Genomic DNA, 12,765 nt, shown 5'->3' with positions numbered 1-12,765 from the left:
CATCGACAAACGCAGCAACACGTTCACGCAACGCCATCGGTAGCGGCTTGCCCATCGCGGTTCTCCTTCGAACCTCAATGAATCATCCCCCAACCAAAATGGGAATCCTGAATCACGTCAAACGCGACACGCTTTAGGCCTCTTTCTCGGCCTCGAACACGACCAGCTTCTTGCGTTCGAATTTCAGGGCCAGTTCTCCCCGCACCAGCCTGATGGCAGGTTCGCCGAACACCGCCCGACGCCAGCCGGAAAGAGCGGGTACATCGGCGTCTTCGCCTTCCGCCGCGATACGGTCGATATCGTCGCCCGAGGCGAGCACCTTGGCCGCGACGCCGTGCTTTTCGGCGATGAGCTTCAGGAAAACCTTGAGCAGCTCGGCGGCGGCTCCCGTGCCTTCCGGGGACTGGGTGTGCTTGGGCATTTTCGGCAGTGCTTCTCTTGGCAGGTCGAGCGCTGAGTTGACGGCAACCAGCAAGGCTGTGGCTGTCGACGAGCGCTCCCAACCCTTGGGGATGGTGCGCAGGCGGGCAAGTGCCGCCGCGTCGCGCGGGGCCTGCTGCGCGATTTCATAGATGGCATCGTCCTTGAGCACACGGCCGCGCGGCACGTTGCGCTCGCGTGCCTCGCGTTCTCGCCAGGCTGCGACCGACTGCACCACGGCAAGCTCCAGCGGCTTGCGCACGCGCATTTTCAAGCGCTTCCAGGCGTCTTCCGGGCGCGGATCGTAGGTTTCGCGCGCGGTCAGCACCTCCATCTCCTCGTTCAGCCAGTGCGCCCGGTCCTCGCGTTCCAGTTCGGCTTTCAAATACTCATAGACTTCGATGAGATGCGTGACGTCGGCCAGCGCATAGTCGAGCTGCTTGTCGGACAACGGGCGGTGGCGCCAGTCGGTGAAGCGGGACGACTTGTCGATCTGCCCACCGGTGACCTTCTGGACGATCTGCTCGTAGGATACGCTGTCGCCGAAGCCGCACACCATGGCCGCGACCTGCGTGTCGAAAACCGGATGCGGGATCAGGCCGCCGAGATGGAAGACGATCTCGATGTCCTGCCTTGCCGCGTGAAACACCTTGGTGACGGCCTCGTCCGCCATCAGCCGGAAGAACGACGCCAAATCGATGCCGGGCGCCAGCGGATCGACCAGGGCCGTAATCCCCGGTGCCGCCATCTGGATCAGGCAAAGCTCGGGCCAGAAGGTGGTCTCGCGAATGAATTCAGTGTCGACCGTGACGAAAGCCGAGCGCTCCAGCGCGGCGACGGTGGTTTCGAGCTCTTCGGTCGTGGTGATTACATGCATCAATCAAATTCGCTTAACAATTGTGTCATCTAGATTTCAGCCACAGAGCCATTCGTCAAGCGCTGGGTGCCCCCGGATCGCTTCCTGGACCGTCGGAAGGCCGCCGCTTGGCCAGTTTTGCAAACCAGGGCGAGGTTCTCAGCAGCGCGGTGAACCGGCCGCGCCGCTCGGCAGGAACGGGTGCGCGTACCGTCATCCGCAAAATGATCACGGCGCTGAAAATGAGATAGACAGTGGCGGAGAATACGAACAGCCATTGCGGCCCGAAGCTCTGCATGGCGAAGGACGCCAGCAGCGGACCCGCCACCGCGCCGAAAGAGTAGAAAAGCATCAGGGCTGCGTTGACCAGAACGAACTCGCCTTTCTGCGCCCGGTCGTTGGCATGCGCGGCCGACAGCGAATAGAGCGGCATTGCGAAGGAGCCGAACAGGAACACCAGCGCAAAATTCATGAACGGATTGCTGCCCGCGACGGTCGCCAGCGCAACCGCCATGACCAATGAACCGACGGTGCTCACCAGCAAAACCTTGCGCCGGTCCCAGCGGTCGGAGAGATAGCCGAGCGGATACTGGATGATCGCACCGCCGATGATGCCGACGCTGACGAAGGTCACGACATCGGTGACCGACATGCCGATCTGTTCGGCATAGACCGGGCTTAAGGAGCGAAAGGCGCTGTTGGTGACACCGACCGCGACGCAGCCGAAGCAGCCTAGTGGCGAAATCCGCCAGACACGGGCCAAGTCAAGCTTCACCTCCGCTGGCGGGGTCGGGTTGGATCGGTCGCCGAGCGAGACCGGCACCAGCGACAATGTGATCATAATCGACATGATCGCGAAGATGGCGAACCCATCCGCGCCGAAGACGGGAATCAGGAATTGCGCGCCGGTGACCGAGCCGATGTCGATGATGCGATAGAGCGCCAGGACCTGCGCGCGGTCCTTGTTGTTGACCCCCGAATTGAGCCAGCTTTCCATCACCGTGAACAGGCCGGCAAAGCAGATGCCGCTGACGAAACGCAGCACCGACCAACTCCATGGATCGATCATCAGCACCAGAAGCAGTGTCGCGGCGGATGCTATGGCGGCTAGCGTGGCGAAGGAGCGGACGTGGCCGACCGCCTTCATCATCCGCGTGATCGTCAGGCAGCCCAAAAGGAAGCCGAGGAAATAGGAGGTGCCGGTCAGCCCTATGAGCGAGGGCGAGAACCCCTCCTGCGCGCCCCGTAGCGCGATCAGCGTTCCCTGCAGGCCATTGCCGCCGAGCAGGATGCCGGCAGCGATGAGGAGGGGAATCAACGGCTTGAGCGATGACATGGGGCACTTGTGCGATGGCCGATGCATCTTCATGAACGATCATCGCACCCCGCACCAGCGGCAATTGCCCGCGCGATTGGGCCACGGGGGTGGCTTCGCCTTGACAAAGCCGTGCTCCCATGCGCTTTTCCCGCCGAAAATCGGGGCTGCTGCCGGCAAAGTGTCGGGGCTCCGCACACCAGTCCAGACCGGAATTCTGCCATGCACCGTTACCGCAGCCACAACTGCGCCCAGTTGAGAAAATCCGACGTCGGGTCGGCCGTCCGTCTTTCGGGTTGGGTCCACCGCGTCCGAGATCATGGCGGGCTGCTGTTCGTCGATCTGCGCGACCACTACGGCATGACCCAGGTGGTCGTTGATCCGGATTCGCCTGCCTTCAAGCTGGCTGAGACCGTTCGCGGCGAATGGGTCATTCGCGTCGACGGCCAGGTCAAGGCGCGTTCCGAGGAAACCGTCAACAAGACCATGGCAACCGGCGAAATCGAACTCTACGCCCAGGAGATCGAAGTGCTGGCGGCTGCCAAGGAATTGCCGCTCCCGGTGTTCGGCGAGCCCGATTATCCCGAGGACATCCGGCTCAAATACCGTTTCCTCGATCTGCGCCGTGAGACGCTGCACAAGAACATCATCACACGCACGCGCATCATTGCCGATATGCGCGCCCGCATGGCCGATATTGGTTTCCCCGAATATTCGACGCCGATCCTGACCGCATCCTCGCCGGAGGGCGCGCGCGACTTCCTGGTGCCGAGCCGCATCCATGAAGGCAAGTTCTTCGCCCTGCCGCAGGCGCCGCAGCAATATAAGCAGCTGATGATGGTGGCGGGCTTCGACCGGTATTTCCAGATCGCCCCCTGCTTCCGTGACGAAGACCCGCGCGCCGACCGTTTGCCGGGCGAATTCTACCAGCTCGATCTGGAAATGAGCTTCGTCACCCAGGAAGATGTTTGGGATACGATGGAGCCCGTGCTGCGCGGCGTCTTCGAGAAGTTCGCCGAGGGTAAGCCGGTGACGCAGAACTTCCCGCGCATTCCTTATGACGAGGCGATCCGCAAATACGGCTCCGACAAGCCTGATCTGCGCAACCCCATCGTCATGGAGGCGGTGACCGAGCATTTCGCCGGTTCCGGCTTCAAGGTCTTCGCCGGCATGATCGCCGCAAACCCGAAGGTCGAAATCTGGGCCATTCCCGGCAAGACCGGCGGCAGCCGCGCCTTCTGTGACCGCATGAATTCCTGGGCGCAGCAGCAGGGCCAGCCCGGCCTGGGCTACATCTTCTGGCGCAAGGAAGGCGAGACGCTGGAGGGCGCAGGCCCGCTCGCCAAGAACATCGGGCCGGAACGTACCGATGCGATCCGCACCCAGCTCGGCCTGGAAGACGGCGACGCCTGCTTCTTCGTAGCCGGCGACCCCGCCAAGTTCTACAAATTCGCCGGCGAGGCCCGCACCCGGGTGGGTGAGGAACTGAACCTGATCGACCGCGAGCGGTTCGAACTGTGCTGGATCGTCGATTTCCCGTTCTTCGAGTGGAACGAGGACGAGAAGAAGATCGACTTCGCCCACAACCCCTTCTCGATGCCGCAGGGTGGACTTGAGGCGCTCGAGGGCCAGGATCCGCTGACCATCAAGGCGTATCAATACGACATGGTCTGCAACGGCTATGAGATCGCTTCCGGCTCGATCCGTAACCAGTCGCCGGACTTGATGGTCAAGGCGTTCGAAAAGGTCGGCCTGACGCAGGCTGACGTGGAAGAGCGCTTCGGCGGGCTCTACCGTGCCTTCCAGTATGGCGCGCCGCCGCATGGCGGCATGGCTGCCGGCGTCGACCGTGTGGTCATGCTGCTGACCGGTGCGAAGAACCTTCGCGAGATTACGCTGTTCCCGATGAACCAGCAGGCACAGGACCTGCTGATGAATGCGCCGTCGCCTGCGACGCCGCAGCAATTGCGTGAACTGGCTATTCGCGTCGTGCCGTCCAAGAAAGACGCCTGATCGAAGCCTGTGCGGCGGGGTGAAAACCCTGCCGCATCGCCTTGTTTCGATTCGACCTTTAAACTTTCCCGTCGCCTGTCTTGTCTTGGGGCCTGTTGAGGCTACGATGCGGCTGCCCGAGCATGGGCGGGGCAACGACTTGCGGCATGCGCGTCTATTATCTCTGCAGCGAAGATTACGCCCGGCTGACCGGCGGTTGGGTCTATAATAGCCGCTTGGCGGCGGAATTGGCGAAACAGGTTTCAGGCTTTTCCGAGCTGTCGGTGCCCATTGCCTTTCCGTGCATCGAAGACGGTGCCAGGGCAAAGCTCGCCAGGGCATTCGCCGATTTTCCGGACGACGCTGTTCTGCTGAGCGACCATCTGCATATCGCCGATCTGGAGCCGCTGTTGCGCGAAAGGCGCTTCGGGGTTGTCTCGATCTTCCACCATTCGCAAGCCATCGAAGACCAAGCCAATGGCGTTTCCGTCGACCGGGGTCCGGAATGGCGCGGGCTTGTGGTTTGCGACGCCGTCATCGTGACATCGGAGGCGACCAAGGGCTATCTGATGCGCCACTACAGCATGCCGTCTGAGCGCGTGCTGGTGGCGATCCCCGGAAACGACCCTGCAATACGCTCGACGCCAGATGGTACTGCCGTTCCGCGCACCCTTTTGTCGGTCGGCGCGGTGATCCCGAGAAAACGCTACGATTATCTCATCGAGGTGGCGCAACAGCTAAGGGCACGCGACTGGCAATGGCTGATCGTCGGCGACCTCGAGCGGCATCCCGACTATGTGGAGGCTCTGAGAAATCAGATCGGCGACGCCGGGCTGGGTCAGGTCATACGCCTGACCGGAGCGGTGCCTGATGCAGATCTTGCGCGTATCTGGAGCACTGCTTCGCTGTTCGTTGCCGCCTCGCAGTATGAGGGCTACGGCATGGCGGTCGCGGAATCACTTCGCCATGGCGTTCCTGTAGTGACCACCTCGTCAGGCGCCGTAGTGACATGGGCGCATGAAGGTGTGGTGTTTGCACCGTCGGAGGATGCATCCGGATTTGCGGCCGTCATCGACGCACTGCTGGCTGAGCCTGATCAGCTTGCCGAGCTGGCCGATGCGGCCTGGACCTTCGGCAGTGCCTTGCCGGATTGGCAACAGACCTTCCGGTATATGGCAGCGCGGATGGAGCAGGTTTTGATGAACCCACGTTTCAGCCAAAGCGCATAAGCTTTGAAAAAGACTCGATAAAAACCCGGCGAGAAATCGCGCCGGGTTTTTCGTCCTTAGAATGACCTGCTATTCGGCCGCCTGGTTTGCCGTCACCGTGACTGCGAGCGTCTTGGTGAGTTCGACCGGGTTGGACATCGCATTGGCCGCGATCATCGCGAATGGCACTGGCGATGCCGGCTTGGCCGCGATTTCCAGCGACTGCGGATCGTCGAGATAGGCGTTCACGGCGGTGGAAATCTGCTTGGCGAGTTCGGGATTCTGCAATTGGCCGCTCATGAAGGGCAGGATGGCCTTGGCCTGGTTGGCAATGTCTTCGGGCTTCGCGCCCTGCTGCTTGGCGACGTAATCGAGAATCTTGCCGGTCAGCGAATCGTCGTCGAAGCGGATCGTGGCGCTGGCCAGGGTAAGCTGCTGCATCAGGCCGAGCATCGCCATGCTTTGGGCGTTGGTGTCCGCGCCCTTCGGCTGCTCGGCCATCTTCTTTTGCAGGTCCTGCATCGATTTCAGGAAGTCCATGGTGTAGCCGCCAAGGTCGAAGGTCATGCCGAGCGTCCCGGCATTGTTGACGGTGATGTCGTATTGCGACAGCTGCATGCGCCCATCCGAGGGCTGCCATGTGCCTTCCGCTTCGACAAAGCCGTCAATGGTCTGGTAGCCGAGGCCTTCGATGGCGCGCTTGGCGTTCGGGTCGGTAACCAGCGACAGGTCGCCGGTGAATTTTTCGACGTTGGCGCTGAACTCCATGGCGGCACCGTCTGTAGGCGGCGTCATCTCGACATGCAGTTGGTCGAGCGTGAAGGCGGGCTTGTCGCCGACCTTGACTGTGAAATTATCAACATCGAGCGTCTCGTAGAGCATCGCGCTTTCGAGTGGATCGGTTGCGCCGGGCGCGGGCAGAACCAGCCCGCCGATTTCGACAGGGCTGGACGTGATGGTCGAGCCGCGCTCGGTGACTTCATAGGGATCGGTGGTCAGCATATCGATGTGATAGCCGCCCTTGTCGGTTTCTTCGATGCCGGTCAGGGTCAGCTTGCCGAGCGGTATGACCTGGGGCGTCTCCGGACCCTGGATCGACAGCTTGGCGCCTTGCAGAACGGTTTCCGCGGCGTCGCCGGTCACACTGTCCCAGGAAAGGTCCATGCTTTGCGTCTTCAGCGCAGCCTGCAGTCGGTCGGCGATGGCGGTCGCATCCTGCGCGAAAGCGGAGCTCAAAGGCACGGTGAGCAGAAAGGTCGAAAGCGTCAGTTTACCCACGGTCGAACGATGGAGCATTTGTGTCTTTCCCTAAGAGTTTGATTCTTTAGCGCCACAACACGTCTTGTACGAACTGGACTGCATCAAGGCATTTCGCCAATTTTGCACGCATTCGGCGAGAAAAGGCAAACCTTAGCTAGGGCGCAGCCGGAATTTGGGAAATCATGCACTGTTGATTTTCGCCGCGGCGTTGCCACCGCTTGCAGCGAATCATCCGCTCCGCTAACCGGAACCCATGGGAAAAAGGCCTTTGCCGCCCGAAGATGGCGGCGGTGATCACATCGAACCGGTCGACCTGAAGGCAGCGCTGGAAGAGCGCTATCTCGCCTATGCGTTGTCCACCATCATGCACCGCGCTCTGCCGGACGTTCGCGACGGGCTGAAGCCCGTTCATCGCCGCATCATGCACGGCATGCGCTTGTTGCGGCTGAATCCCGACCAGGGTTTCGCCAAATGCGCCCGCATCGTCGGCGAGGTCATGGGCAAGTTCCATCCGCATGGCGACCAGTCGATCTATGACGCGCTTGTGCGGCTGGCGCAGGATTTTTCCGTTCGCTATCCGCTGGTCGACGGGCAGGGCAACTTCGGCAACATCGACGGCGATAACGCGGCTGCCATGCGTTACACCGAAGCGCGCATGACCGAGGTGGCGACGGCGCTGCTGGAAGGCATCACCGAGGACGCGGTCGATTTCCGCCCGACCTACAATGAGGAAGACGAAGAGCCCGTCGTCCTTCCGGGCGCATTTCCCAATCTGCTCGCCAACGGATCGTCCGGCATCGCGGTCGGCATGGCCACGTCGATTCCGCCGCATAACGCAGCCGAACTCTGCTCGGCAGCACTGTATCTCATCGACCGCTCCTATGCTTCGGTCGAGGAATTGATGACCTCTCCGGCTGAGTGGGAAAAGATCAAGGACGATCCGGTCGCCCGGCTAGAATGCAAGGTTCGCGGGCCTGACTTCCCGACCGGCGGCACCATGGTCGACAGTTGGGCTTCGGTGGTCAACGCCTATGAGACCGGCCGCGGCGGGTTCAGGGTTCGCGCCAAATGGGCTCAGGAGGATCAGGGCAGGGGCACCTGGACCATCGTCGTCACTGAAATTCCCTATGGCGTGCAGAAGGCACGGTTGATCGAGAAGATCGCAGAGCTTCTGATCGCGCGCCGCCTGCCGCTGCTCGAAGACATCCGCGATGAGAGCGCCGAGGACATACGCGTCGTTCTGGTGCCCAAGAGCCGTGCGGTCGACCCCGGCCTGATGATGGAATCGCTGTTCAAGCTGACCGAACTCGAAACGCGCTTTCCCCTCAACATGAACGTGCTGTCGCGCGGCAAGATCCCGAACGTGCTGTCGCTGAAGTCCGTTCTGCAGGAGTGGCTCGACCACCGGCGCGAGGTCCTGGTGCGGCGTTCCAGGCACCGTCTGGCCGACATCGAGCGGCGGCTGGAAGTGCTTGCCGGCTATCTCATCGCTTATCTCAACATCGACGAGGTCATCCGCATCATCCGCGAGGAGGATGAGCCCAAGCAGGTGATGATCGCCAGATGGGACCTGACGGATGTCCAGGCCGAGGCAATCCTCAACCTGCGGCTGCGCCAGTTGCGCAAGCTGGAAGAATTCGAAATTCGCAAGGAATTCGAAGCGTTGACGGCGGAGAAGAAGCAGATCGAGGATCTGCTGGCCTCCGACGTCAAGCAGTGGAGCACGATCCGCTGGCAGGTCAGCGAGACACGCAAGAAATTTGCTCTCAACACAGAGCTCGGCGCGCGCCGCACCCAGTTCGCGGACGCTCCCGACCACGACGTCGCCGACATTCATCAGGCGATGATCGAGAAGGAACCCGTCACCGTCGTCGTCTCGGAAAAGGGTTGGCTGCGGGCGCTGAAGGGGCATCTCAACGACCTGTCGCTGCTGACCTTCAAGGAGGGCGACAGCCTGAAGCTGGCCTTCCATGCCCAGACGACAGACAAGATCCTGGTCTTCACCACGGGCGGAAAGTTCTACACGATCGGCGCCGACCGCCTGCCGGGCGGACGCGGCCATGGCGAGCCGATCCGCATCATCGTCGACATGGAGAACGACCAGGACATCGTCACCGCCTTCGTCTACGAGCCCAAGCGCAAGCTTTTGGTGGCCTCGCATGAAGGCAGCGGCTTCATCGTCTCCGAGGATGAGGTCGTCGCCAACACCCGCAAGGGTAAGCAGGTGATGAACGTCAAGTCGCCGGACGAGGCGCAGATTTGCGTGCCGGCTAACGGCGACCATGTCGCTATCATCGGCGACAACCGCAAGATGCTGGTCTTCCCGATTTCGGAAATTCCGGAAATGGCACGCGGCAAGGGTGTCCGGCTGCAGCGCTACAAGGATGGCGGCGTTCTCGACCTCAAGATCTTCGCCATCGAGCAAGGGCTTTCCTGGTCTGATTCGTCCAACCGAAAATTCACCCGCATGCGCAGCGAACTGACGGAATGGCTCGGCAATCGCGCTGGCGCCGGAAGGATGGTCCCGAAGGGGTTCCCACGCACCGGCAAGTTCGGCTGAGTCGGCAGCCCAACTTATTTCCGGTTTTACCGCTCGGATAAAGCTTTCGACATGATTGGCCGGTAAGCTATTCTGGTTCGAGCGGGAGTTGTGGGAGCGTATCCAATCTCCCATATTGGGTTGATGGAGCGTATGATCCTTTGAGCATATCCGATCCGAGCAGGCAAAACCGGGAACCGCGCTTCTTCGGCTCCATGTCGGCCAAGCGCGCGCCGCTGGTGTCGCCGGTTTCGGCAGCGCGGTGGCTGCTGGTTCTGATCGTCGCTGCGGGCATCTACTTTTTCCATGGTTTTCTGGTCCCCGTGCTGGCTGCCGTCGTCATTGCTTTTGCGAGCTGGCCGCTGTATCGGCGCCTGCTTGTAGCTGTCGATGGCAACCGTACCGTGGCAGCGACCCTGGCAATTCTCTTCATCGTCGCCTTCCTCGTCGTGCCCATCGCTTTCGCGTCGACCTATGCGGTCAACGAGGTGCGCGAATGGTTTTCCTGGGCGGTGCAGACCAACCGCAACGGCGCCCCGACACCGGAATGGATGCTCAACCTGCCCGGCATAGGCGAGTGGCTCAACGAGCAGTGGGCACGTTATATCGGCCATCCCGGGGCTATCGGCGAACTGTTCCAGCTTCTCAGCGGTGCCAATATCGGCAGCATCTATCGCGGCGTGCTCGCCGCGGGGGGCAGCGCGTTCGGCTATCTGCTGACGCTGCTGTTCATGCTGATCGCCTTGTTCTTCACCTACCGCGATGGCGAAAATTTCGTCGCACAGATCGACCGGCTGGGTGAACGCATCCTGCCGATGCGGTGGGAGCGAATCTCCCGCATCGTGCCGGCCACCATCAGTTCGACCGTCATCGGCATGACCCTGATCGCGATTGGCGAGGGCGTCGTTTTGGGCGTTGCCTACTGGATCGCCGGCGTGCCGTCGCCGATCACGCTGGGCGTACTGACCGGCATCATGGCGCTGATTCCCGGCGGTGCGCCGTTGTCGTTCACGCTCGTCTCGATTTATCTTGTTGCCAGCGGCTCGCTGGTTGCAGGCATCGCTCTGTTCGCCTGGGGCAGTATCGAACTCTTCATCGTCGACAAGACACTACGGCCCAAGCTGGTCGGTGGTCCGATCAAGCTGCCTTTCCTGCCGACCTTCTTCGGCCTCATCGGCGGCGTGAAGACGATGGGTTTCTTAGGGCTCTTCATCGGCCCGGTGCTGATGGCTCTGCTGGTATCGATCTGGCGCGAATGGGTGCGCGAGGTGGAGGCCAGCGACGAGGAGGCGCTGGCTGCGGCGACCTTGGCGACGGAAGAGCACGAAGTGGCCGTCGTCGAACTGGCGAAAAACGTCGAGCCTGACTTGCCGCCACAGCCCCGCGCCAAGTCTCACACGGCCTGACCGGCGCCGCGCGGAATGCGCCGCCGGCTTCGCGATATCTGCCAGAGCGTGTGGATGATCAGCGTTGCAATCAGGATTGCACCGCCGATAAGGCTGTTGCGCGACGGCTGCTCGGCAAAGATCATCCAGACCCAGACCGGCGCCAGCACCGTTTCCAAGAGATAGAACATCGCCACTTCGGGGGCGGAGATATATTTCGGTCCGTTGGCGAGACAGAAGAACGCAATCGGAATGACTACCGCGCCGTTGAACAGGATCCACCATGGCGCTTCGATCCAAACGCCCGCATCGGGCAGCATGACTGCGGCCACCAGAAGCGGCAGAGCCACGGCGACGAGTGCGGCGAAACCCATATCCTTACCGGTCGCGCGGCTGACCGTAATCGCCCCGGCGATCAGAAGGGCGGCGACCAAGGCGAGCATGTCGCCGAACAAATTGCCGGTGCCGACGGAGTCGCCCACGATGATGCCGACGCCAAGCAGCATGAAAGCCATTGCGATCATGGTGGCTAGGCTCGGTCGTTCGCCAAGGAACGCCCAGGAAAGCAGGGCGGCGAACATGGTGTTGAAGGCTAGGATGAAGACTAGGTTGGCCGTCGAGGTGTAAAAGACGGCTGTCAGGAATGCCGTGGAGCTTGCGCCGTATAAAGCAGCGACAAGCAGGCCTGTCCAGCCGGGAACCAGCGCCGGCACATTGCCGCGAATCAGCCTCCAGGCGAACCAGACGATCAGCGTGACACATAGCGTTGCCGCACTGCGTGCGAGCAGTACGCTCCAATGTTCGCCCGAAGCCAAGCGTATGAGCGGAATGTCTAAGGTCAGCACCAAGCCGCCGAAGCCGGTCAGCAGCAGGCCTTTCGCATGATCGGATAGAGATGCAGTCACGACGTTCTCCCTGCCTTGGCAAGGACAAACGCGCCTTTGATCACTCGATCTCGGGCGTGTAACGGTCCCAGCCCTTTGGGCCGAGATGCTCCTGCGGCGTGAACCGTATCTTATAGTTCATCTTTGGCGAACCATTGACCCAGTAACCGAGATAGACGTGGGGCAGACCGAGAGCTCCGGCGCGGGCGATATGGTCGAGAATCATGAAGGTGCCGAGCGAACGATCCTCGAATTCGGGATTATAGAAGGAATAGACCATCGACAGGCCGTCCGCCATGCGGTCGGTCAGCGCCACGGCGATCAGTTCGCCCTGTCCCTTGCCAGTGAGAAAACTATCAGGGCCGCGGCGGCGGTATTCGATCAGCTTGGTTTCAACATGGGTATCCTCGACCATCATGGCGTAGTCGAGAACCGTCATGTCAGACATGCCGCCCTTACGGTGACGGGCGTCGAGATAGCTGCGAAAGAGCGAGTACTGCTCGGTCGAGGGTTCGGGGTTCAACATCGCGCCGACCAGATCGCTGTTGCGCGCCGCGATGCGCCTCATGTTGCGTGTCTGGGTAAATTCGTTTGTCAGTATGCGCACTGAAACGCAGGCTCTGCAGGTCTCGCAGGCTGGACGGTATGCGATGTTCTGCGACCGACGAAAGCCGCCCTGCGTGAGCAAGTCGTTCATCTCGGGAGCCTTATCGCCGACCAGATGCGTAAACACCTTCCGCTCGAACTGTCCCTCGAGATAAGGGCAGGGCGATGGGGCTGTCAGAAAGAACTGCGGCGATTGCGTCGGGTGCTGGGTCATAGATCGCCAAGGGACTCCCATGAATCCCTATAGCTTCCCCCGGAAGCGGAAAAATTCAACTGGCTTCTTGCGCCAAAGCTTCCGCG

General features: G+C 61.3%; 9 protein-coding genes. 4 read left to right on the top strand and 5 right to left on the bottom strand.

Going from position 1 to position 12,765, the window contains the following annotated elements:
* Positions 1 to 133: 133 nt before the first annotated feature.
* Both rnd and ICI42_RS18845 read right to left on the bottom strand, forming a co-directional pair.
* On the bottom strand, positions 134 to 1,297 hold the full coding sequence (rnd, locus tag ICI42_RS18850) for a ribonuclease D (protein ID WP_188166148.1): 1,164 nt from the start codon (positions 1,295 to 1,297) through the stop codon (positions 134 to 136).
* Between the two features lie 55 nt (positions 1,298 to 1,352).
* Positions 1,353 to 2,612, bottom strand: coding sequence for an MFS transporter (locus ICI42_RS18845; protein WP_188166147.1), 1,260 nt, complete (start codon positions 2,610 to 2,612; stop codon positions 1,353 to 1,355).
* 201 nt (positions 2,613 to 2,813) lie between these two features.
* On the opposite strand from ICI42_RS18845, the gene aspS reads away from it, so the two are divergent.
* Together aspS and ICI42_RS18835 are read left to right on the top strand one after the other, a co-directional pair.
* On the top strand, positions 2,814 to 4,604 hold the full coding sequence (gene aspS, locus ICI42_RS18840) for an aspartate--tRNA ligase (RefSeq protein ID WP_188166146.1): 1,791 nt from the start codon (positions 2,814 to 2,816) through the stop codon (positions 4,602 to 4,604).
* Between the two features lie 122 nt (positions 4,605 to 4,726).
* Complete coding sequence (locus tag ICI42_RS18835; RefSeq protein WP_188166145.1) at positions 4,727 to 5,812, top strand: glycosyltransferase family 4 protein; 1,086 nt, start codon at positions 4,727 to 4,729, stop codon at positions 5,810 to 5,812.
* Positions 5,813 to 5,881: 69 nt separating this feature from the next.
* On the opposite strand, the gene ICI42_RS18830 is transcribed toward ICI42_RS18835, so the two are convergent.
* A complete protein-coding gene (locus tag ICI42_RS18830) occupies positions 5,882 to 7,087 on the bottom strand; it encodes a hypothetical protein (protein WP_188166144.1) in 1,206 nt (401 codons plus the stop codon).
* Positions 7,088 to 7,304: 217 nt separating this feature from the next.
* Here ICI42_RS18830 and parC point away from each other — a divergent pair, with 217 nt between their 5' ends.
* Positions 7,305 to 9,611, top strand: a complete 2,307-nt coding sequence (gene parC, locus ICI42_RS18825; protein WP_188166143.1) for a DNA topoisomerase IV subunit A — start codon at positions 7,305 to 7,307, stop codon at positions 9,609 to 9,611.
* A gap of 194 nt (positions 9,612 to 9,805) precedes the next feature.
* On the top strand, positions 9,806 to 10,996 hold the full coding sequence (locus ICI42_RS18820; protein ID WP_188166161.1) for an AI-2E family transporter: 1,191 nt from the start codon (positions 9,806 to 9,808) through the stop codon (positions 10,994 to 10,996).
* Here ICI42_RS18820 and ICI42_RS18815 read toward each other — a convergent pair.
* Together ICI42_RS18815 and ICI42_RS18810 are read right to left on the bottom strand one after the other, a co-directional pair.
* A complete protein-coding gene (locus ICI42_RS18815) occupies positions 10,984 to 11,880 on the bottom strand; it encodes a DMT family transporter (RefSeq protein ID WP_188166142.1) in 897 nt (298 codons plus the stop codon). The genes ICI42_RS18820 and ICI42_RS18815 overlap by 13 nt on opposite strands.
* Before the next feature lie 40 nt (positions 11,881 to 11,920).
* Positions 11,921 to 12,679: an arginyltransferase gene (locus ICI42_RS18810; RefSeq protein ID WP_188166141.1), complete on the bottom strand. Its 759-nt coding sequence runs from the start codon at positions 12,677 to 12,679 to the stop codon at positions 11,921 to 11,923.
* Between the last annotated feature and the right edge of the window lie 86 nt (positions 12,680 to 12,765).

Source organism: Oryzicola mucosus (assembly GCF_014534685.1).
Taxonomy (GTDB): Bacteria; Pseudomonadota; Alphaproteobacteria; order Rhizobiales; family Rhizobiaceae; genus Oryzicola; species Oryzicola mucosus.
The sequence above is the reverse complement of the archived record's forward strand: the minus strand, read 5'-3'. Positions and strand labels throughout refer to the sequence as shown.

What these genes read in the sequence shown, in the direction of transcription:
- rnd (WP_188166148.1), bottom strand. Translation starts at nt 1,297, where the DNA reads ATGCATGTAATCACCACGACCGAAGAGCTCGAAACCACCGTCGCCGCG.
- ICI42_RS18845 (WP_188166147.1), bottom strand. Translation starts at nt 2,612, where the DNA reads ATGTCATCGCTCAAGCCGTTGATTCCCCTCCTCATCGCTGCCGGCATC.
- aspS (WP_188166146.1), top strand. Translation starts at nt 2,814, where the DNA reads ATGCACCGTTACCGCAGCCACAACTGCGCCCAGTTGAGAAAATCCGAC.
- ICI42_RS18835 (WP_188166145.1), top strand. Translation starts at nt 4,727, where the DNA reads ATGGGCGGGGCAACGACTTGCGGCATGCGCGTCTATTATCTCTGCAGC.
- ICI42_RS18830 (WP_188166144.1), bottom strand. Translation starts at nt 7,087, where the DNA reads ATGCTCCATCGTTCGACCGTGGGTAAACTGACGCTTTCGACCTTTCTG.
- parC (WP_188166143.1), top strand. Translation starts at nt 7,305, where the DNA reads ATGGGAAAAAGGCCTTTGCCGCCCGAAGATGGCGGCGGTGATCACATC.
- ICI42_RS18820 (WP_188166161.1), top strand. Translation starts at nt 9,806, where the DNA reads ATGTCGGCCAAGCGCGCGCCGCTGGTGTCGCCGGTTTCGGCAGCGCGG.
- ICI42_RS18810 (WP_188166141.1), bottom strand. Translation starts at nt 12,679, where the DNA reads ATGACCCAGCACCCGACGCAATCGCCGCAGTTCTTTCTGACAGCCCCA.